The following is a 20,451-nucleotide window of genomic DNA, read 5'->3' as shown; positions in this document are numbered from 1 at the left end:
CTAATAATTATGCCAGAATCTTTTTTGCTCGGCCGGCTGCTGCTGCAATTCAACAGCGAAGCCGCTGATATTATTACAGACTTATCCGCTGTTGCTTTAACTCCCGATGGCAATTTGTGGGTGGGTTCCGATGAAACGACTTCCCTCGAGCGTTTGTCGCCTGTCGGGCCTCATATTTTTGGAAAACATCAAAGATTTGCGATCGCAGATTTTATCGATCTACCTGGAAAATCCGAAATCGATATCGAAGGAATGGATTTCAGCAGCGATTATCTTTGGCTGGTCGGTTCTCACAGCACAAAACGCAACAAAACTAAAGGCAAAAACGCCGACAAAGACATTGAAAGATTAGCAGAAATCGAGACAGATGTCAACCGTTATTTGCTGGCGCGCATTCCTATGAAAGACGGGATTTTGTGCGAGTCAATTTCCCATTCAGACAATCAAAGGGAACAGAAAGTGGGATGCCTTCAGCGGACAAAAACGGGCAATTTTCTGACAGACGCGCTCAAAGATGACAGCCACCTGGGTCTATATTTATCTGTGCCGATTCCGAGTAAAGAAAATGGCTTTGATATTGAAGGGTTGGCGGTGCGCGGAAATCGAATTTTTATTGGTTTGCGGGGGCCTGTACTGCGGGGGTGGGCGATAATTTTAGAAATAGAAGTTGAAGAGGCAGAACCGGGAGTTTTAAGGCTTAAGGAAATTGGGAAACGAGGGAAATTGTACAACAAACATTTTGTTGATTTGAACGGTTTGGGCGTGCGAGAATTGTGCTGGAACGGGAAAGATTTAATTGTTTTAGCCGGGCCGACGATGACTTTATCTGGGGCGACGAGGGTTTTTCGGTTAAAGGGGATTTTAGGGCGATCGGGCGACAGTATTACTGGGCAAGATGGGGGAGATTTGGAGGTATTGTTTGACTTGCCTTTTAAAGTGGGTACGGACAATGCTGAAGGGTTGAGCCTGTTTCCGTATTTGGGGGAGCAGAATTCGCTGTTAGTTGTTTACGATTCGCCGGATGCGGGGAGAATGGTGGAGAAAAATGCTATTCTTGCTGATGTTTTTAAATTAGGTTAGTAGTAGTAGGGTGCGTCATAACGGGAGATATTTGGGATAATTAATCAGCCATAAACTGACGCACCATGCGATTAGGAAGGTGCGTCTGATGGAATTTTTCCGACAATTAATTAGACATTAACTGACGCACCCTAGAAATTAAGTTAATTGTCGATCGCATCCGTTCGCCGCTGGCTGTAGCGTTTCAATTCATCAATTAAGTGAGTATCGTTAGAAGCTGTTCTCGCGCCCGCTTCCGCCGCCCAGCGCTTCAAATCTTCAATTTGCGATCGCGCGATCGCAGCTAAAGGTACTGTATCCTCGATCGACCTCAAAATATCCTCGGTCATCAAATCCCGGCGCTGTCCGTTGACAAAAGTGCCAAAGGCTCGATACAATCCATCAATTACTACTTGCTCGATTTCTGCACCGCTAAAATTCTCAGCGCGTTTGGCCAAAACTCCCAAATCAAACTCGCGCAATCTAGTCGGCCGCAATCGCTGCAAATGCACTTTAAAAATATCTTGCCGTTCCGATTCTGAGGGCAAATTCAAAAAGAAAATTTCATCAAACCTGCCCTTTCTCAGCAACTCTGCGGGCAAAATCCTGACGTTATTTGCAGTTGCGACGATAAACACCGGACTGGTTTTTTCCTGCATCCAAGTAATCAAACTGCCGAATACCCGGCGCGAAGTTCCCGAATCGCCGTCGCTACCGCTAATAATGTTGCCGAAGGCTTTATCTATTTCATCGATCCACAATACGCAAGGTGCGATCGCCTCTGCTAATTGTATCATTTGCCTGACGCGGCTTTCGCTTTCCCCGACCACGCCGCCAAACAATCTCCCAGTATCCAACCGCAACAGCGGCAAACGCCATTCTGAGGCTATTGTTTTCGCAGATAAAGATTTGCCCGTTCCTTGAATTCCTACTAACAAAACTCCTTTAGGATTCGGTATGCCGTAGCGACGCGCTTCGTCAGTAAAAGCATCTTGCCGCATTTTTACCCACTGTTTCAAATTCTCCAAGCCGCCCACACTTTTTAGGGATTCTCTGGAGTTAAAAAACTCCAAAATTCCCGTTTGGCGAATTGCTTGCTGTTTTTCCTCCAAAACTCCGTCAATATCTGACTCGTTAATTTGCTGTTTGGCGGCCAAAGCTTTAGCCAAAACCCGCCCGATTCTAGCGCGGCTCAAACCCTGACAAGCTTTAACCAACTGTTCCCTTGCTAAACCGCTAACTTGCAACTGTTGTGGCTTTTCCACAACGTGGGAAATTAAACTGTCGATTTCTTGCACGTTGGGCAAAGGAAAATCAATTACTGTTACTTCTTCTTTCAATTCCTCCGGCAATTCCAGCGTGTGAGAAGTAAGAACTATAGTTTTTTTGCTGCGCTTCAATTCCCGCGTTAAATTCCGCAATTCTCGCACTACCGGCGCATTTTTATCGCTGTATGGATATTTCAAAACAGGGTGCAAATCCCGCAGAACAAATATGGTATATTCTTCAACAGCAGTTTTGCTGACGCGATCGAGCGCCGCCATTACCGAACCTTTCCCAGAACCGTTATCCTCCCAGCCACGCACGAGATCCCAGAACAACACCCGGCGCGGGGGAGTTACTTGCAGCGCTACTTGGGCAATTACGGCTTCGACCGGTTCCTCCTCCGCGCCGACAATGTACAGCAGCGAATAGCGGGCGCGAATCATCAAATCTAGTCGCTTTACCAGTGCCTCGAAATGGTTATTTTTACTGCCATCGACGGCATCATTTTTTCGGGCTTTAGGGTAATTTTCTGTCATTTTATTTGATATCTTAGATATATATTCAACTTTATTATTAAATATTTTGTTTGCAGTCAGGACTTTAGTCCTTAAAAAGGATTTAACCGCACTAAAGGTTGGTAGTAAGGACTTTAGTCCTTAACAAGTATTTAGCCGCACTAAAGTCCGTACTGCCAACGTTAAAATTATAACAGAATAGTACGCAATTGGCTATTTAGGCACTTTTCGAGCTTGTTTCACCATTTCAATGAGAGTGTGGTGAGCATCTTCGGCGTCTTTTAAAGTGCGATCGAAATTTACTCTAACAGGCACTGTTTCGTCGTTGACTTTAGCGGTTAAATCCATGCCATTTGCATCAATAGCGAGCATTTGAGCTTCCGTTGCCTGCGGTTGGTCGCCAAATGCTTGAGCGTACAGCACTACAGCACTAGCGTGGTCTTCGTTCATGTGAGTGCAGATGCGATCGCTAATCTCAGTAGAAAACGGTTCTGACATGGGGAGATTCCTCAGATGCAATATCGATCGATTGTACTGCGATCGGTACAAAGATTTCAACCGCTATGAATTGCATCAAGAGTTATGAGTGAGAGAAAAGGAGGAAGAAGCAAGAACCCGAAGACAATAACATCGAGTCCTTCAGTAATTCATCAATTCCTAATTAAACCTAATTAGCGAGATAATTAGTAAGATTAATTCCACCCTTGCCACGGGTTAACTTCAAGCACCCCAGAGGGTTTGAACACTACCTTAAATTGACTAAAAAGCTTTGGTTTACGATCAGCTTTACGACTGGAAGGAAGAGAAGTTTCTTGGAGAAAATCAACCGCTTCTTGGTTCAGTGGCTGATAATCTATAATTCCCCCTTCTTCATCCACGGCAACCCGATAAACTAATGAAGTGTTGAAGGTGGGAGTCGAGCGCCAACTATTGTCAATTTGGTCGTAAACTTTCCGGTTCAACTGTGCAATTTCACCGGGCGAGATAATGTCAGAAGATGTTGCCTCTACCTCTGGCGCAGGAGAGTTAACCTGAGTCGCAAGCGGGACAGGTACAGGCCAAAGCTTAATAGTTTCATCTGCGCTACCGCTGGCTAAAACAGGATTTTGAGAACTAAAAGCGACAGACCAAACAGGCTTAGAATGAGCCGCAAAATTTGTCATCAGTTCGCCTGTTTTCAATTCCCACAGCTTGATAGTTTTGTCGTAGCTGCCACTAGCTAAAGCCTGTCCATCCTGGCTAAAAGCAACTGACTGCACCGGGCCGGAATGCCCTGTTAATGTATGCAGAACTTTGCCATTTGTAAACTGCCACAGCTTAACAGTTTTATCCCCACTGCCACTCGCTAAAGTTTTGCCGTCAGGACTAAAAGCAACTGATTCCACAGACCCGGAATGCCCCGTCAGCGTGTAATTGCCGCCATCCTCAAGCCACAAAATCTTGATAGTTCCATTCTCGCTGCCGGTTGCTAAAATTTTACTGTCCGCGCTAAAAGCGACAGATTGAATCCAGTCTGTATCGGGAAGTGTGCCCAGTAGTTTCCCATCGGGAAAACTCCACACTTTTACAGTTTTGTCGGTACTTCCAGAAGCGAGTAACCTTCCATCAGGACTGATACTTATTGCCTTGACATCATCCGCATGACCTTTCAAGGTATTGATGAGTATGCCAGTGTTGAGATTCCACAATTTAATCCGGTTATCCCAACTCCCGCTAGCGAGAAGATTGCCATCAGGACTAATGGCGAGGGATTCAATTGCATCGGTATGTGCTTTTAAGGTGTAAAGTAATTCGCCGGTTTGCAAGTTCCAGATTTTGATAATGCCGCCATAACTCCCGCTGGCTAAAGTTTTGCCGTCTGGACTGAGTGCGATCGCGTAAATCCACCCTGAATTATCTTTAAAACTGCGAGAATATTGAGTGAACAGCCCCGATTTAAACTGCGATACAGTTGTTTTCAATTCCGGAAGCGACCTAGACCAGCCGATGCCCGCCGCAGTTACAACTGCTGTTAGTGTCCAGGCTGCTGAAGCTTTCCATTTAATTGCTTTTGATATCATAAATATGGCCTCCACCACTCACTTTATGTAAAATAAATTTCCAGATTTCCAGCCCAGAAATTGATAGAAGAAGATTTTTATGCTGCATTCTACCTTTGAGAAATGCTATCCAATACTCTTGTTATCACTGTTACTTTGCCTTCTGTTGGCTGAGGTTTTTGTTGTTTAGATTGGCGCTCAATCAAGACTCGACCGAGGAATAAAACTATTGTGGCGGTTATAGCTGCAATTCCAACAGGCGTTAAATATGTCCAGTGACCGGCCATTTTATCCCAGATATGCCAGGTTACTAAAAACATAGCAAGGTAAGTGAGACTCTGCAATTTTTTCCAATTTTTCTTGAGCCTTTTCACACTCCAATCATTAGACGTGATAGCCAAAAGAGTAAAAATAATGAATGTGGCTACTCCCTGGAAGTAAACAAAATAAGTTTTGATATCTTTGATATCAAAGTTTCTTTGTTTGAAAAATATGAATCCGTGAGCTACAGCTAAAAAGAAAGAGATCAGACCAATGAAACGGCGATTTTTCAGCAGCCATTGGGGAAAGCCAGTTTTTTTTGTGAGAGGGAAAACAATTCTCAAATTTGTGGGAAGCAGTGTCAGAATATAGCCTGCTAAGGCCGCGAATCCCAGGAGACTCGCCTGAGAAAAGGTATCTAAATCCATCGTTGAAAGTTGCATAACTTACTCTAATTGCTAAGGAAGTAAACTCCAAATATGCCGGACTCTTCCGTACTTAGTGTGCCAAATTATTAGTTTTCTGGTGTCCTACACCATAGCTGGCTAGGATTTCAAGGCAATCGCCCCGAGTTGAGCAAGTTGCCCGCAAGCGGATGTAAATAATCTCAAAGCGTTACCTAGCAAAGCCTTGAGGCTAAAGTGGAAATTATTTACCACACTAAGGACGAAATAGCAATATGCCGAGAGTAGCATTTTAAAATCGACCTGTCAATTAAGTTTGAAGTTTAGAAAAAGTCTTCGCCAAAATAGCTGGTTAAAAGTTGAGTTTTTAGCTATAAAAAAAGGCCAGAATTAGCTGACCTTGGGTTGAGGAGATTACCTGAACTTTTGGCTAGGTATCGCGCCCAACTACAAACTGGTTATACCCCCTTTCGATAACAGAGGACTGATGTTCTCGCTACAAACTGCACAGCCTAACTAAAAGAGCCAGGGTCAAACGGCAATTCATCAAACCGCGAATCAATATCAGCCTCAGAATTCGCCACAGGGGAATTAGCGCGAGATGCCGGCGGCTTTGCTGAATGCACGTTTGCTACTGATAACTTGGCCGCAGGTTCCGATTTCTGTAAATTAACTAACGGTAACTCCCCGCCATTTTCTCCATTTTTGCTCGTTTGATTCCACATCATCATTCCCAACAAACCATCAACCAAACCGCCACCGCTACCGTTGCCTGTTACCGCAACATCCGGCACAACTCGCACGTTGCGATCGCCTATAATTTGCATTAACTGCAAAGCCGTATAACCCGAACCTCCCAAAGCCACAACACCCGCGCGATAAGCTTCAGCTTGAGCATTTCCCTTCACCCGAATCGACTCAGCTTCGCCTTGAGCTTGTTTAACCTGAGAATTCGCTTTCAACTCAGAAATCTTCACGCCTTGTTCCGATTTCACCATCTCTTGTTGAATCTCAGCCAGCGCCGTTTCCCGCACCAATTGTTGCCGCTGAGTTTGTGCTAATTGCTGCACCTCATAAGTCTTGCACTGTTCCTCAGCAATTTTGCGATCTGTTTGAGTTTGCATCAACTCTGCCGGCGGCAAAATATCCCCGATTAAAGTATCAATTGCCTGCACGTCGTAGGTACGCAAAGCTGCTTTGATATACTCGGCGGCTTCCGCTTGCCTGCCGCTTCTTGCCGAGAGAAAATCTAATACAGAATAAGCTTGAGCCGAATTGCGGAAATAATTGCCAATTGTCGGCTGCAAAACGTGGTCTACTAAATTCTGCATCGAACCGACGCGAGAGATAACTTTCGGAGCATCCAAAGCGCCGACGTGAATAATCTGAGCTACTTCTAAATCAAAGGCAAAGCCGTCTTGAGAACGCACGGTTAAAGACGAAAGTTTAGAATCGTAACTGTGCCTTTCTGTTTTGCCAGACCAATTCAATACTATATTAGTAGTCGGCACTAACTCTACTTTCAAAATGCGAGTATTCAGCGGATGTTTCCCCGGATAAAGGGGAGTTACCCAAACGCCTTTATTGCCGACATTTACTAAATTTCCGTGGGTGAAAGCAGCGCCGCTGACATCTTCTGAGGTTTTGCCGACATAAGAAATAACCGCGCCGACATAGCCGATCGGGATTTCGGTCATCGGCACTTGTTCCACCCCGACAAACCAAGGATTTAAATTCCAAGAACCGGAAAGCAAAACCTGTTCCTGCAAACCGCGCCGCCCGCCGCCGCTGATAAATTTCTGCGCGTTTTGGAAGTTGTCGTGATTGGGAATAATCGGCCCTGCAATTTCGCCATCTTGGATCGGAACGCCGTCATAAGTTGTCACAACTCCCACTTTATCGGGAGCAATTTTGTACAGTTTCAACTGTTCCGCTGTCATCCCGTGTTTGGGAGCATTAGCTGCTGTAATTACCGTAAATAATGCCGTATTTATCCGATAGCTGCCGCCCGTCAGAATGCCGAGTTGGCGACCTTTTTCGCCACCGCTTTTAAGAAATTTGCGAGCATCTTGAAAATTGTCGCATTCTGTGATTTTGCCGAGGATGCGCTGCGGCGGAATCGACTCGCCTGCGGCGGCGATAATTAAAGCAATTTCACCTTGGGGAACTACAGTCAGAGACTCTTTGCGAACGTTGTACTGCAAAGGCCAATAACCCCAGTGCCAACCGGGGGGCAAAGTATCAGCTTGATATCCAGCTTCTCCGTTTAAGGCAATTAAATCTCCGGGCGGTAAAGATTTGCCGCCGAAGCTAAACTTTTTACTGACAATGCCAACTTCACGATCGCCAATTACCACCAATCCGCCAAAAAATAGTGGCAGCACCAGAATAATTATCATACCGCCGATCGCGATCGGGATAAATCCCCCCGGATCGAGCTGCATTGTCTGCACCGGAAGAGTGCTGCGTAACTGCCCTAGCTGCAAGCTAGAATCAGGTTTTGCGGCTAGCTGAGTCGAGGTTTGATTTGCGGGGGGGATATTGCTAGCGGCTAATACCGGCGAGGGTTTCAAACTGGTTATTGCACTGAGGGCTAAAGACGCCGAAACAGCCGCTGCAAACTGTTTTAAAATGCGGACTTTGACTTGAGACTTGGACAAAAATGAATAAAGCATTTTTTTGATGAGGGCTAATTTGTCCTAGGAATTCCAGCTTAGCCTTACTAAAAAGTTTTTACATAAAACTTAAGGTCTTATTTATCATTATTTGCCGTCATAATAGTCATATTTATCAGTAACAAAAATACCCCTCATTAAACTACAGGCTGACAATCCCCCGTTTTAATGCGGAAATCGCGGCCTGCGTGCGATCGCTAACTCCCATTTTGCTCAAAATATTGTTGATGTGAAACTTGACGGTGCTTTCGCTGATGTGCAAAACCTCACTAATCTCGCTGTTGCTTTTACCCGCGACTATGAGGCGGATGACTTCTAATTCGCGATCGCTCAATTCAGGGCCACTCAGGCGATCGGCTAACTTAACACCCACTGCCAGCGGAATGTACTTTTTACCCTCAAAAACTGCCCGAATTCCTGCTAAAAGCTCCTCTGGTTCCGCATCCTTCAGCAGATAGCCCTTAGCGCCTGCTTGCAATCCGCGATAGATGTTTTCATCGCCGTCATAAGTCGTCAGCACCACAATCCGGGCGCTGGGAAACTCCGCACAAATCGCAGCAATGGCGGCGACTCCATCCATCACCGGCATCCGCCAATCCATCAGCGTTACATCGGGCTGATGTTGGCGAAACATTGTCACAGCTTCTTCGCCGTTGCTTGCTTGCGCTACAACTTTAATATCTGATTCCTGCTCCAGCAGCGCCACTAAACCTTGCCGCACAATATAATGATCGTCGGCAATTAAAACGCGAATAATATTTGATTGGTTAATCATGTTTACCCTGTTAATTTTATCAAAAAAAACTGAAGCTCTCACTACAAACTTACTATGTATGGTGCGAAATGTGCACCTTACTTTACTGGCAATTAACTGAAACTATAACTTCTGTTCCGTTTCCGGGGCTGCTGTTTACAATTAGCTGCGCGTTAATGCGATCGGCGCGTTCTCTCATTCCCAATAAACCAAAGCCATTCCTAAAACCTATACTTTCCGTATCAAAGCCCTGTCCGTTGTCTTGCACCCGCAAAATAAACTTGGATATTTCGTAAACCAACTCAATTTTTATCGCCGTAGCTTTGGCATATTTGAAAGCATTTGTTAATGCTTCCTGCCCGATACGCAACAGATTATTTTCTACCTCTAATGGTAGGGAATATGCCGTGCCAACCACTTCCAAAATAGTGCGCGTATCAGTATCTGATGACATTTGTTTAGCAATTTGGTTGAGAGCGCTATACAAATCGCCATCTTCTAACAGTTGCGGGCGCAAAGATTCTACGGAGCGCCGCGCTTCACCAAGGCCACATCGAGCCAGTTCGCAGACTGTTTTCATGTGTACTTGTGCTTGTTCTGGATTGGCTACTATTACCCGTTCTGCAGCTCCCAAATGTATGATAATGCCTGCAAAAGTTTGCGCTAAAGTGTCGTGAATCTCCCGCGCCAGGCGGTTGCGCTCTTCGAGAATATTTTGGTCTATGAGTTGTTTAGACATCCTTCTCAGACGCAATTGATTTTCGACGCGAACTAAAACTTCTTGTTGTTGAAAAGGTTTGGTAATGTAGTCTATTCCGCCCACAGAAAATGCTTTTACTTTATCAAAAATTTCTTGCAAAGCGCTGATAAAAATTATTGGGATATTTTGAGTTTTCGGAGTAGATTTGAGCTGCTCGCAGACTTCGTAGCCATCCATGTGAGGCATCATAATATCCAGTAAAATTAAGTCTGGTAAGTTGGCATTGATAAAGTTAAGAGCTAATTTCCCACTGGGAGCCAGGTGAACTTTATACCCAGCCGCCGATAGTATCCCGCTTAAAAGTTTTAAGTTCTCAGGACAATCATCAATAACTAAAATACTTTCTTGGCAGGTAAAACTGAGGTTTTTGTTCATGTCTCATCCCTCAATGTGTGTATTAAATTTAGCAACTGTTCGTACTGAAAATTTTTAATGCAAGCTGCGCTCGCCCTAGCTAAGGGCTGATTGATTTCGCGAATTTGACTGATGACTGTTTGCATCTGTTCCAAATCGAGGTTGCTAATGGCTTGCTGGAGATTGGCTACTAACTCCGGAGGCAATTCAGAAAAAGCGGTTTTTGTCAATACATCTACTTCATTTTCTGTGAAACTGGGTGCAGCATTTAGTTCTTCAAAAACGAATTGTACCCCGATATGTTTGTGTAGAGCATCAAATATGTTTGCTTCTCTAAATGGTTTGCGAATAAAATCATCGCACCCGGTAGAAAGGATAACGGCTTTCTCTTCCTCAAAACTACTTGCTGTTATAGCAATAATTGCTGTCTGGGGTAGGCACGGGGGCACTACCCCTACAAAATCCTCGTTTTCCGTAGGGGCAATCCCCCTGTGGTTGCCCTCTTTAATTTGTTTGGTTGCTTCATACCCATCCATCACCGGCATCCGCATATCCATAAAGATTAAGTGCGGTGAATATTGCTCCCACTTTTCTATTGCTTCTCTCCCATTTTTGGCTTCGTAGACTTCAAAACCGATCGCGGAAAGCAGTTTAAGTAGCAGTTGACGGCTCTCAAAAGCGTCGTCTGCAATGAGAATTCGATAGCGGGGTTGATTCGGTGCGATCGCAATAACTCGTCGGGTTGGCTGTTCCCGTTGGCGATCGGCACTTTCAACTGCATTAACTTTAATGTCAAATTTGAAGATAGTACCGCCTCCCGCACGAGAACTGACTGTCATTTCACCTCCCATTAACTGTACAAAAGAACGTGCGATCGTTAAACCTAATCCTGTTCCTTGTTGCGATTCTTCTCCCGTTTTGGTTTGCACAAAAGCTTCAAAAAGCTTGTCTAATTCACTAACATCAATTCCCGCTCCCGTGTCTTCAACCTCAAAGCAGATTTGCTGAGCAAAATCCTGATTTTTAATTTTCACATAAATGCCGCCTTTGGAGGTAAATTTAATCGCGTTAGAAAGCAGGTTAATCAAAATTTGCCGCAATTTAATTTCATCACTTCGGACATATTGGGGAACGTCTGACATCCGCTCTACTAATAACTGCAATCCCTTATTTTCGGCCGGAAGTTGGAACATATTTTCGATGTCATCCAGCAGGCGGTGGAGGTCAAAGTTTGTCTGGTTGAGCGTCGCGCGTCCAGCTTCTATTTTGGACAAATCTAATACTTGGTTAATCAGTTCGAGCAAATGTTCTCCGCTGCGGGTGATAATACCGAGGTGTTCTTGCTGTTCCTGCAATAGGTTAGAAGAACGATTCAACAGTTGGGAAAAACCCAGAATTGCATTGAGGGGAGTCCGCAATTCGTGGCTCATATTTGCGAGGAATGTGCTTTTTGCTCGGTTGGCTTCTTGTGCGGCGTCTTCGGCTCGTTGTCGCTCGATGATTTCTCGCTGGAGTTCGAGAGTGCGATCGCTCACTTGCTGTTCTAAAGTGCGGTTGTAGTCGGCTAAAACTTTTTCGGCTTGTTTGCGATCGGTGATATCTTGAAATGTGGCGATCGCATAATTAATTTTACCCGTTTCATCCACAATTGGAGTGCTGGAAACTTCCAAGGAAACAATCTTATCAGGCAGGTGAAAATCCATATCATCTAGTTTAACAGTTTCACCCGCCAGAGAACGCACGATTGGCATTTGTGCGGTGGGATATAACTCGTTAGTTCCCGCGAGATAAAGTTGATAAGTTTCTGCTAATTTCTCAGTATTTGCTTCGGGTATTGTGGGAATGGCACTTAGTTGATGTGCTGTCTGATTTGCGTAGGTAATTTGTCCGGTGGTGTCATGCACTGTTACCCCGATCGGCATAGCGTCGATAAATTGAGTCAGTCGGTTTTCGCGTTCTTTGACTTCCGCGTAGAGTTTAGCATTGGTAAGTGCGATCGCCGCTTGTCCCGATAGCAATTGCAAAACTTCCAGGCGATCGGGAGTAAAAGCTTGTGTCGTGAGGTTATTTTCGAGATAAACAATAGCACTGAGTTGACCTTGATTCATCAAAGCCGAACACAAAATAGACTTGGGCTGACGTGCTTTGATGTAAGAATCATTCGTAAAGTTCCCTTCACGAGTGGCATCATTTAACACCACATTTTCTTTGGTTCGGGCGACATAATTGATAATTGTTTCTGAAAGTTCCTGGCAATTTTCAACTGGTTCAGATTGCAACACAGTTATGCGTTCGTCATAGATGGCGCCTTTAGCTTCAATCAGCAATTTTCTCTGGGTTTCTAAAATTAAGTACCCTTTTTGAGCGCCGACATTTTCCATCAAAATCTTCATCAATTTGGACAGTAATTTATCCTCTACAATTTCCCCAGCAATTGCCTCGGAAGCTTTCATGACTGTAGCGATATCCAAGGAAGAACTAGAACGGCTACCCGTAGTTGATGTAGTGGTTGAGATTTCTTGATTTTTCTGCTGATTTATCACAAATAACTGGGGATATCGCGTTTCTAAATCTTTAACTTTAGCCGCCGCACCCCAGAGTTGATAGCAGTAACGAGCTTCCTGCATATAAGCTTTGGCTGTTAGTTCTTTTCCCCTAAATAAATAGAACTTGGCAGCGAGTTCGTAAGCGAGGGCGGCTTCATGAATGTATTCGTGTTCTTTGGCGAGGGAAATGGCGCGATCGTAGTAATCCATTGCTTCCAGAAATTGACCTAAAACTCGCGCTTTTTCAGCTTCAACTAAATAAAATTTATGCCAATAATTCATTGGGGCGTGATGCGCCCAGTTACGCATTTTTTCTTGGTTGAGAGTCACTCGATCTAGCCAATTATTTTTATCCTCAATCGGTGTTCGATCGCTCGCTAATTTTAAATAAACTAAAGAATCATAAAAGTGAAATATCGGAACAGCAACTATTCCTGTTTCCCCGCTTATATACTGTTGTGCCAGGTCTGCATTATCGATCGCTACATAATTATTTTCAAATAAAAAACCTAAAATCAGTTTGTTGAAACAAAGCAAAAACAACCCGTGTTTGTCATTATTTAAGAGATATACATCCCGCGATTCTTCTTCATTGTAAGCATCTCCTATCAACTGAATAGTATTGTTTGACTTAGCTTGTAAATTGCGAACCACCTCTAAAACCATAGAAAGATAATTTAAGCAACTTGTTAGTCGAAATTTGCTAATAATTTCCCTGTTACTTACGATTTCCTGCTCTAGTTTTCCCAGTTCAAAGCCCATTGCATAAGAATTAAAAGGTCGCTCGAATAAAACATGGCCAATAAATTCTACATCTCCCGTTTCAACCGCCGTCTGATAAGCTTCTAATAGCATCGCTCTAGTTTCTTTTAAATGCTTTTTCCAAGGGAGAATGTGATGGGCGATAGCATCTAAAACTTTAGCCTTGACTTCCTGGGCATTAAAGCGTTCTACTAACTTTAATGCCAATTGGGAAAACTGATAACCCAACTCAATATCTACAACAATCCCACACAAGACAACGCCGTATGTCGCATAAGCAAAAGCCGACAAAATAGAATTTCCATATTCGACCGATAAATTGACATTAGTTAAAACCATTAATATCATTAAGTTGGGATTAGCTATATAGGTAGTCCCCATTAGTCTTGATAAAATCAATAAAGCTGCCAGAGGTTCAGGTTGTGTCATATCGGGCAAGTCAAGCAATTCCTCTATTTTCCGGCCAGCCAAAATAGATTTTGTTTCTTCAAATCCTTTTTCAACATCCCTCATGTCTGGGTTGTCTGGTAAATTTATACCCAATAAGTGTAGAAAATACAAACCGATTCTTATGCCTTCTTGAAAGTTGCTTTGAGACAGCGCTGCTTGAATTTTAATAGCGTAAACTTTGGCTCCATCGACCGCGATTTTAGCATTTTCCAGCACAAGGGTAGCTAAACTTTCCATCCGCTCGAAATCCCCAAAAAAATAAGCTGCCTCTGTGGCTTCTTGATGGAGTTGCAAACTTAGGTTATATTGCATCATCCAACCGTTTTCTGCCAACAAGTTTATCCCTGTTTGCAGATAGTTAAAAGCTGGCTGATAAGCAGTTGATGCTTTAGCCTTTTGACCTGCTATCAGGTTTAATTCCGCCAGTCTATATTTTTCTTGCTGATGAACAATCAACTCTAAGCCGAAATTTAATTGATTAACAATATCAAATATTTTTTCGTCTCGCTTGTCGAGCGGAGTATTTTGCAGCAGCAGTTGTCCTATTTGTTTGTGGACGATCGGCTTATCCTGTTCATCAATCAGCGAATAAGCCGCTTGCTGAATTCTGTCATGGACAAATTTGTATTCTACGGATTGGCTACTGGGTAATTTCCCTGCAATTTCTAATTCCACATCTCCCATATTCCCCAGCAACACGACTAAATTTTCTGCTACGGCTGCGTACAAATCATCCGCTGTTTCGGTCACTGATTTTTGTCGAATTGAGGCGAGGGTTTTTAGTTCAAATTGATTGCCAATGCAGGCTGCTATCTTTAATGTTTCCTGCGTCTTCTCTGACAGTTGTTGAATTTTGCCAGCCATCAACTCGACAACATTATCAGTGAATCCCCTCGCTTGAATTTGGTCTAAATCCCATTCCCAACTGAAAACGAGCGAATCAAAGTGTAACAGGCCTTCTGTATACACCGATTTGAGAAATTCATTAATAAAGAAAGGATTGCCGCCTGTTTTGAAAAGCACTAATTCGGCAAGGGAGTTGACTCTTGCTTCCGGGCAATTCAGGGCATCGGAAATCAGTTGAGTAACAGAGGCCAAATCCAAAGGTGACAGGAAAATGCGATCGACCTTGGCGCCAGTTTCGACAATCTCTGCAATCGTTAGCATTAACGGATGAGCCGCAGAAACTTCGTTATCTCGATACGCCCCAATTAAAAACAGTCCCGTTGAAGAAGCGCTCATCAGCAGTTGCATCAGTTTCAGAGATGCCCCGTCAGCCCACTGCAAATCATCGATAAATATCGTGAGAGGATGTTCCGGTTTGGTAAAGACTTTAATGAAGTTTTGAAACACAAAATTAAAGCGATTTTCCGCTTCAGTCGCACCTAATTCTGGCGGCGCAGGTTGCTTGCCGATAATTAATTCAATTTCAGGAATTACATCAATCATGACTTGACCGTTGATTCCCAATGCGTCTAATAATTTTTCCCGCCATTTTTTGAGATTTGCTTCGCTTTCTGCTAACAGTTGTTTGGCTAAATCCTGAAAAGCATTGACAATTGCGCTGTAGGGAATGTTGCGCTGGTATTGGTCAAATTTGCCGGAGATAAAATAACCGCGCTGTTGAGTAATCGGTTTGTATAATTCTTGCACCAAAGCTGATTTGCCGATACCGGAATATCCCGAAATAAGCATCAGTGAACTTGTGGCACAGGCATCTTGCTCTTGTCCGCCGACTCGTTCAAAAGCTGTCAGCAAGCTATCAATTTCTCGCTCTCTGCCGTAAAGTTTTTGTGGAATTTGAAAACGGCTAGAAATATCTTGACTCCCTAGGGTAAAAACTGATATATTGTTATCGCTGTGTAGTTGATTTAAACATTCTTCTAGATCGGCTTTTATTCCGATCGCACTTTGATACCGCTCCTCCGCATTTTTCCCCATCAACTTCATGACAATATCGGAAATAATTTGCGGAATTTCGGCATTCACGTCACAGGGAGATAAGGGCTGTTTAGCGAGATGACTGTGTACTAATTCCAGCACATCACTGGTGTCAAAAGGCAATTTGTTTGTCAGCAGTTCGTAAAAGGTAGCGCCCAGGGAATAAAAATCTGTGCGGTAATCTAAACTTCGATTCATTCTGCCGGTTTGTTCCGGCGACATATAAGCAAGAGTTCCCTCTAAAATGTTGGGATTTTTTAGGGTGTAATTCTCCCGCGTCAACTGCGTGGAAATGCCAAAATCGATGATTTTGAGTTCGCCGCTAGCTGGATTGAAGACAATATTTGAAGGGTTAATGTCTTTGTGAATGATGTGGGCGCTGTGAATTTGTTGTAAACTTTCTGTGGTGGCGATCGCAATTCGCAAGAATTCTGCAATACTAAATTTTTGCTGCTGCATCCAAATTTTCAAGGATTCGCCGCCAAAATCCTCGACAAACATCACCAGCGTGTTTTGATAGGGCTGCAAATCATAGGCTTTTATACAGCCACTCAGATTCAGAGATTGTGTAATTTTATACTCTGTGCGATAGCGGGCGAGTTCTTGGGGTGTCGGATAATTTTGTTTAAGGACTTTGAGGATGACGGGAAGACTGTCGAGTTGTCGGGATGCTCGGTAAACCAGGGAGTTTGCGCTTTCGTAGATGAGCTCTGTGATTTCAACGCCCGGAAGAGTCAGCATATTCATACCGCTGTCAACTGTGGCGTAGAACATAGCATAAATTTGCTCCTCACACCAGAGGTGCGTGAGCCATCAGTCGCTTTTAGATTTTAGATTTTAGATTTTAGATTTGACTCCACATCTGAGATTTGAGATTTTAGAAGCCAAGACAGGCTTCCCAGTCAACACAACCTGTTCGATAATATCTGCGGCGCGCTTGACTCCGCCCGATCGCCCGATCGCCCGATCGCACTGTATTCAGAATAGTCCGCTAATTAATTTTGAGCTTCCGACTTATTCAAGACACTTATAGCAGAAACAAATACAAGGGTAATAACACCATAAAGTAGTGAATGGCTCAGAAAGCTTTCCCCTCCGAAAAGTGTATCTAAAACCCCTCTAATACCACTCAACCTTACAGCAAATATAGTTAACAAGGTAACAACAAAACCGACTAATAGTTTGAGTTTTCCTTTGACCAGCCAACTGCAATAAATGCCAACGAAAAGTGCTCCTAAAAATGTAGCCAAAGGAAAAAAGGGATTTCCATTAGGGCATCCAGAAGCAAAAGCACAAAGAGATGTACTCAAGACAAAAGTACATAAACCTATAGCGGTACCGACAAAAAAGCTAGTCTTGTTAGGATAGAGTTTCAAAAATTCAAACATAATTGCCCCTAATTTCAGGATTTATTGAGAGTAAAGGGTGGCGATTTCCCCCCCTCGCTACAGCTTGCTGAGGAGAGGAAGTTTTGGGGCGTTCCTCGATCGGCTTTACAACCAGACTGAGTAAGCGATCGCCCAACTACACTAACTAATAGGTTAGGTTGCCATCGTTATTATCAATTCCTAGTAATGTGACAGAAGATGGCTGATTTCCACCGCGGCAATTGGCAGACAGTTCGTCTCCCTTTATGCTGATGCCTGTGCAAGTTCGGTTGAACGTACTTTGTTCCTTAAGATTACCTTGCACGAGTTGTCCATTTTGATTATGAACGCCTTTAATGGTAATGGAAGTGCGCTGAGTCGTACCATTTTTTTTGTTACAAGTTGCAGATAATTGAGCGCCATTGATTGAAATGTCCGTGCAACTGGTAGCAAAGGTACTTGCTTTTTGAGCATGGCTCGGCTGCTGAAAGATGGATAACGATAGTACGATTGAAGCCGATAATCCCGACAATTTAATTAAGTTCATGGTCTTTTTTCTGGTTGGTTTACTATTTTCAGCGTAAGATAATAACCCTAAAAACTTTCTAGCTTTTAGTTGAGTATGAACTTAGCAAAATAGTCAGCTTGCGACTCAGCCTCTGTGAGGGAAAATCCTAAACTTTTGGCTAGGTGTCGCCCTAAAATATAGGCTGTTATTGCTTAGACAAGACTTACGGAGGAATGGGACGCAGGCTTTAGTCATTGCAAGAGAGTGTTACCAGTATATATTTGTATGCGATCTGGGATACCTAGCCAAAAGTTCAGGTAATCTCCTCAACTAAAGGTGAGTTAAAGCTCTGTTGTTTTTATAGGTTCAAAACTAAACTTGGAGCTAGCTACTTTAGCCGGGGAATTTCATAAACTAAATTTACGCATAGGCCAGCCATAGCCTAGCTGGAAAAAAACAAATAAGGAGTTACTTCCTTAACAATTAAATCAGGAGCAAATCTCATGTCTTTTGAATTTGAAGGCGTCAATCAGTTTTCCGCAGAAGTTGAGCAAGATTCTGCGGTGCAACAGCCACAGTCGCCTGCCAATTCTGTTGCTGAAGAATTGAACGATACGGAATTAGATGCGATCGCGGGCGGTTATTATATGTACACACCCCTCAATGGATTCTATCCGCAATGAAGTTACTGCTTACGATATTTGAGCGGTAAAAAGGTTAGATAGCAGCCAATTTTGCTAGGAGTTGCTGCGATCGCTTTTGGAAGCAAATTTCACTAATTATCGAAGGAGAAAACATCTGATGGAAAGTAACAATCGATTTTTGCAAGAAGTACCCTCCGAGTCGTCCGCAATCACAGCAGCCGCACCGGAAAACTCAACTAATCAACAATTGAGCGACTTGGAACTCGATGCGCTCGCAGGTGGCTGTTCCGATATGGCCGATAGCGCTCGCGCTGCCGGTATCCCTGTTCTTACAATCAGCGGCCAACCGCCCAAATTTCGGGGCCCGTCCATGAACTTAATAGAAGCAGCGACGCGCGCTTTCGGAGGGCAAAACTGAGACGATTGTAACTGGAAGCGATTCGGTAGAAAATGTCGGAAAAATCAGCAAATAATTGACATTGGAGGAAAGTAAAATGGCGGCAATCCAAGCAGTATTAGAGCGTGTCTGGAGTGACGAACAGCTCAAAAATAACCTGTTTAACAATCCCAAGGATGTTCTGGCAGAGTTTGGGATGAAACTTCCAGATTCAGTGGCGGTGGAAGTTCACGAAAATACTTCCAATTTGATGAACTACGTTCTGCCGAACTTTGATGAAATTCCCGCAGGAGTGGATCTAGAAAAGGTAGATCCTGTAGCGGGTAAAATCATGAAAAAGGCTCTGACAGAAGCAGCTTTTAAGACCCAGTTGCTTGCAGATCCAAAGAGTGCGATCGCATCAGCAGCCGATATTCAACTGCCTGATTCTGTGGATATCCGAGTTTACGAAGATACTCCCACCGTCAAGCACTTGGTTGTTCCTGCTAACCCTGCCGATGCTGAATTGAATGATTTGGAATTGGAGGCGATCGCAGGCGGCGCAGGTAAGGGTGGTAGTGATAAGGTTCAGGTTAGCGGCGGCAGCGTGCTTCCGGGAGTCTATGACCTAGAATTTCTCGAAGGTATGTAACCTTTGATTTTAGTGACAAATGTAGGTTGGGTTGAGTTCACGAAACCCAACCTACGAATCTTTCTCTGATATTGAATATGCTTGCATTGAATCGCATCGATAATCATTTAACAGGATTTGCTTATCAAGCATTTACCTTTCCGCGATTTCGCTACCGCTTGCAAGTCTTAAAACCAGAAGGCTCTACTGTTGCGATCGCGGCTTCTGATGCAAACGAGCCAGTGGGTTTAGCCTTAGCTGACATTTTACCCGACGGTAAAGCTGCGGAGGTACTATCTATTTTTGTGGAGAAGAAATACCGGAATCGAGGAATTGGCACATCTCTCCTTACTTGTTTGGAGGAAGAGTTATTATCGCGAGGTTGCGCCATAGTTAATATAGTTTATACAACAGGACAGCCAACAACATTAGCTTTAGAAAATCTGCTGCAAAAGTGCAATTGGAAACCTCCACAGCCTCGGATGATTGTGTGTAAATCGACAACAGATAAAATCGCAAATGCACCTTGGATGCAGAAAGCAACGCTACCGGCTGCATACGAAATCTTTCCGTGGGTTGAAATTACGGCGGAGGAACGTATTTTTATTAAACAGCAGCAAGCCGCAGAACCTTGGATTCCACCGCAGTTGATTCCTTTTGAAAACGAGGAAAATTTTGAACCTTTAAACAGTGTAGGTTTGCGTTACCGAGGACAAGTAGTAGGATGGGTAATCACCCATCGAATTGCACCCGACACCATCCGCTACACTTGCAGTTTTGTCAGACAAGACCTGCAAAAAATGGGTCGGATTATTCCCCTCTACGTTCGAGCCATTAAAATTCAAGAACAAGCAGGGATTCCCAAAGGGATTTGGACAGTTCCGTTCGTCTATATCTCAATGGTTAGTTTCGTCAAAAAACGCATGGCACCTTACATGATTTCTATTGATGAAAGCAGGGGTTCTTTTAAATCATTAGGAGATGGGGGGACGAATGTCTTCCTTGAAGGAATGACGGGTTTGATATCGTTTCCGGTTGCACCGGAATGATACCGAGGACACGGCACTGCCGTGTCCCTACCCAGATTAATTGTAGGGACACGGCAGTGCCGTGTCCTGACTCTGGGTAATATTAATTCC

15 protein-coding genes are annotated in these 20,451 nt (G+C 43.8%); 5 read left to right on the top strand and 10 right to left on the bottom strand.

The window, feature by feature from the left end; genetic code table 11:
• Window positions 1-9: 9 nt before the first annotated feature.
• The gene (locus QUB06_RS14485) at window positions 10-1,080 is read left to right on the top strand and encodes a DUF3616 domain-containing protein (RefSeq protein ID WP_333435835.1); all 1,071 of its coding nucleotides are present in this window, start codon (window positions 10-12) and stop codon (window positions 1,078-1,080) included.
• 143 nt (window positions 1,081-1,223) lie between these two features.
• Here QUB06_RS14485 and QUB06_RS14480 read toward each other — a convergent pair whose 3' ends face one another.
• From QUB06_RS14480 to QUB06_RS14435, 10 genes are all read right to left on the bottom strand, one after another.
• Window positions 1,224-2,861 (bottom strand): AAA family ATPase, encoded by a 1,638-nt coding sequence (locus tag QUB06_RS14480; RefSeq protein WP_333435834.1) that lies wholly within the window; start codon window positions 2,859-2,861, stop codon window positions 1,224-1,226.
• Window positions 2,862-3,053: 192 nt separating this feature from the next.
• Complete coding sequence (locus QUB06_RS14475; RefSeq protein ID WP_333435833.1) at window positions 3,054-3,338, bottom strand: DUF2470 domain-containing protein; 285 nt, start codon at window positions 3,336-3,338, stop codon at window positions 3,054-3,056.
• A gap of 194 nt (window positions 3,339-3,532) precedes the next feature.
• Window positions 3,533-4,900, bottom strand: a complete 1,368-nt coding sequence (locus QUB06_RS14470; protein ID WP_333435832.1) for a WD40 repeat domain-containing protein — start codon at window positions 4,898-4,900, stop codon at window positions 3,533-3,535.
• Between the two features lie 89 nt (window positions 4,901-4,989).
• Window positions 4,990-5,568: a ferric reductase-like transmembrane domain-containing protein gene (locus QUB06_RS14465; RefSeq protein ID WP_333435831.1), complete on the bottom strand. Its 579-nt coding sequence runs from the start codon at window positions 5,566-5,568 to the stop codon at window positions 4,990-4,992.
• 488 nt (window positions 5,569-6,056) lie between these two features.
• On the bottom strand, window positions 6,057-8,219 hold the full coding sequence (locus QUB06_RS14460) for a flotillin family protein (protein ID WP_333435830.1): 2,163 nt from the start codon (window positions 8,217-8,219) through the stop codon (window positions 6,057-6,059).
• Window positions 8,220-8,361: 142 nt separating this feature from the next.
• Entirely contained in the window at window positions 8,362-8,991 is a 630-nt protein-coding gene (locus QUB06_RS14455; protein WP_333182309.1) for a response regulator transcription factor, read from the bottom strand.
• A gap of 85 nt (window positions 8,992-9,076) precedes the next feature.
• Window positions 9,077-10,108, bottom strand: coding sequence for a response regulator (locus tag QUB06_RS14450; protein ID WP_333435829.1), 1,032 nt, complete (start codon window positions 10,106-10,108; stop codon window positions 9,077-9,079).
• Complete coding sequence (locus QUB06_RS14445; protein ID WP_333435828.1) at window positions 10,105-16,560, bottom strand: AAA family ATPase; 6,456 nt, start codon at window positions 16,558-16,560, stop codon at window positions 10,105-10,107. Before QUB06_RS14445 ends, QUB06_RS14450 begins: the two co-directional genes overlap by 4 nt.
• Window positions 16,561-16,781: 221 nt before the next feature.
• Window positions 16,782-17,174: a hypothetical protein gene (locus QUB06_RS14440; protein WP_333435827.1), complete on the bottom strand. Its 393-nt coding sequence runs from the start codon at window positions 17,172-17,174 to the stop codon at window positions 16,782-16,784.
• 145 nt (window positions 17,175-17,319) lie between these two features.
• Window positions 17,320-17,700 carry a CVNH domain-containing protein gene (locus QUB06_RS14435; RefSeq protein ID WP_333435826.1) on the bottom strand — a complete coding sequence of 127 codons (381 nt, stop codon included), beginning with the start codon at window positions 17,698-17,700 and terminating at the stop codon, window positions 17,320-17,322.
• 464 nt (window positions 17,701-18,164) lie between these two features.
• Between QUB06_RS14435 and QUB06_RS14430 the strand changes: the two genes are divergently transcribed.
• From QUB06_RS14430 to QUB06_RS14415, 4 genes are all read left to right on the top strand, one after another.
• Window positions 18,165-18,344, top strand: coding sequence for a hypothetical protein (locus tag QUB06_RS14430; RefSeq protein ID WP_333435825.1), 180 nt, complete (start codon window positions 18,165-18,167; stop codon window positions 18,342-18,344).
• 118 nt (window positions 18,345-18,462) lie between these two features.
• Window positions 18,463-18,723 carry a hypothetical protein gene (locus QUB06_RS14425; protein WP_333435824.1) on the top strand — a complete coding sequence of 87 codons (261 nt, stop codon included), beginning with the start codon at window positions 18,463-18,465 and terminating at the stop codon, window positions 18,721-18,723.
• A 76-nt stretch (window positions 18,724-18,799) separates the two neighbouring features.
• Window positions 18,800-19,333, top strand: a complete 534-nt coding sequence (locus QUB06_RS14420; protein WP_333435823.1) for an NHLP leader peptide family RiPP precursor — start codon at window positions 18,800-18,802, stop codon at window positions 19,331-19,333.
• Window positions 19,334-19,410: 77 nt separating this feature from the next.
• Window positions 19,411-20,361: a GNAT family N-acetyltransferase gene (locus QUB06_RS14415; protein WP_333435822.1), complete on the top strand. Its 951-nt coding sequence runs from the start codon at window positions 19,411-19,413 to the stop codon at window positions 20,359-20,361.
• The last annotated feature ends 90 nt before the right edge of the window (window positions 20,362-20,451 follow it).

It is taken from the genome of Microcoleus sp. D2_18a_D3 (genome assembly GCF_036702455.1).
Taxonomy (GTDB): Bacteria; Cyanobacteriota; Cyanobacteriia; order Cyanobacteriales; family Microcoleaceae; genus Microcoleus.
This window is presented reverse-complemented; position numbering and strand designations above follow the sequence as displayed.

Bases quoted from the DNA above. Each gene is read 5' to 3' on its own strand.
- QUB06_RS14460 (WP_333435830.1), bottom strand. From the start codon at position 8,219: ATGCTTTATTCATTTTTGTCCAAGTCTCAAGTCAAAGTCCGCATTTTA.
- QUB06_RS14470 (WP_333435832.1), bottom strand. From the start codon at position 4,900: ATGATATCAAAAGCAATTAAATGGAAAGCTTCAGCAGCCTGGACACTA.
- QUB06_RS14480 (WP_333435834.1), bottom strand. From the start codon at position 2,861: ATGACAGAAAATTACCCTAAAGCCCGAAAAAATGATGCCGTCGATGGC.
- QUB06_RS14420 (WP_333435823.1), top strand. From the start codon at position 18,800: ATGGCGGCAATCCAAGCAGTATTAGAGCGTGTCTGGAGTGACGAACAG.
- QUB06_RS14435 (WP_333435826.1), bottom strand. From the start codon at position 17,700: ATGAACTTAATTAAATTGTCGGGATTATCGGCTTCAATCGTACTATCG.
- QUB06_RS14425 (WP_333435824.1), top strand. From the start codon at position 18,463: ATGGAAAGTAACAATCGATTTTTGCAAGAAGTACCCTCCGAGTCGTCC.
- QUB06_RS14445 (WP_333435828.1), bottom strand. From the start codon at position 16,560: ATGTTCTACGCCACAGTTGACAGCGGTATGAATATGCTGACTCTTCCG.
- QUB06_RS14450 (WP_333435829.1), bottom strand. From the start codon at position 10,108: ATGAACAAAAACCTCAGTTTTACCTGCCAAGAAAGTATTTTAGTTATT.
- QUB06_RS14430 (WP_333435825.1), top strand. From the start codon at position 18,165: ATGTCTTTTGAATTTGAAGGCGTCAATCAGTTTTCCGCAGAAGTTGAG.
- QUB06_RS14440 (WP_333435827.1), bottom strand. From the start codon at position 17,174: ATGTTTGAATTTTTGAAACTCTATCCTAACAAGACTAGCTTTTTTGTC.
- QUB06_RS14415 (WP_333435822.1), top strand. From the start codon at position 19,411: ATGCTTGCATTGAATCGCATCGATAATCATTTAACAGGATTTGCTTAT.
- QUB06_RS14485 (WP_333435835.1), top strand. From the start codon at position 10: ATGCCAGAATCTTTTTTGCTCGGCCGGCTGCTGCTGCAATTCAACAGC.
- QUB06_RS14465 (WP_333435831.1), bottom strand. From the start codon at position 5,568: ATGGATTTAGATACCTTTTCTCAGGCGAGTCTCCTGGGATTCGCGGCC.
- QUB06_RS14475 (WP_333435833.1), bottom strand. From the start codon at position 3,338: ATGTCAGAACCGTTTTCTACTGAGATTAGCGATCGCATCTGCACTCAC.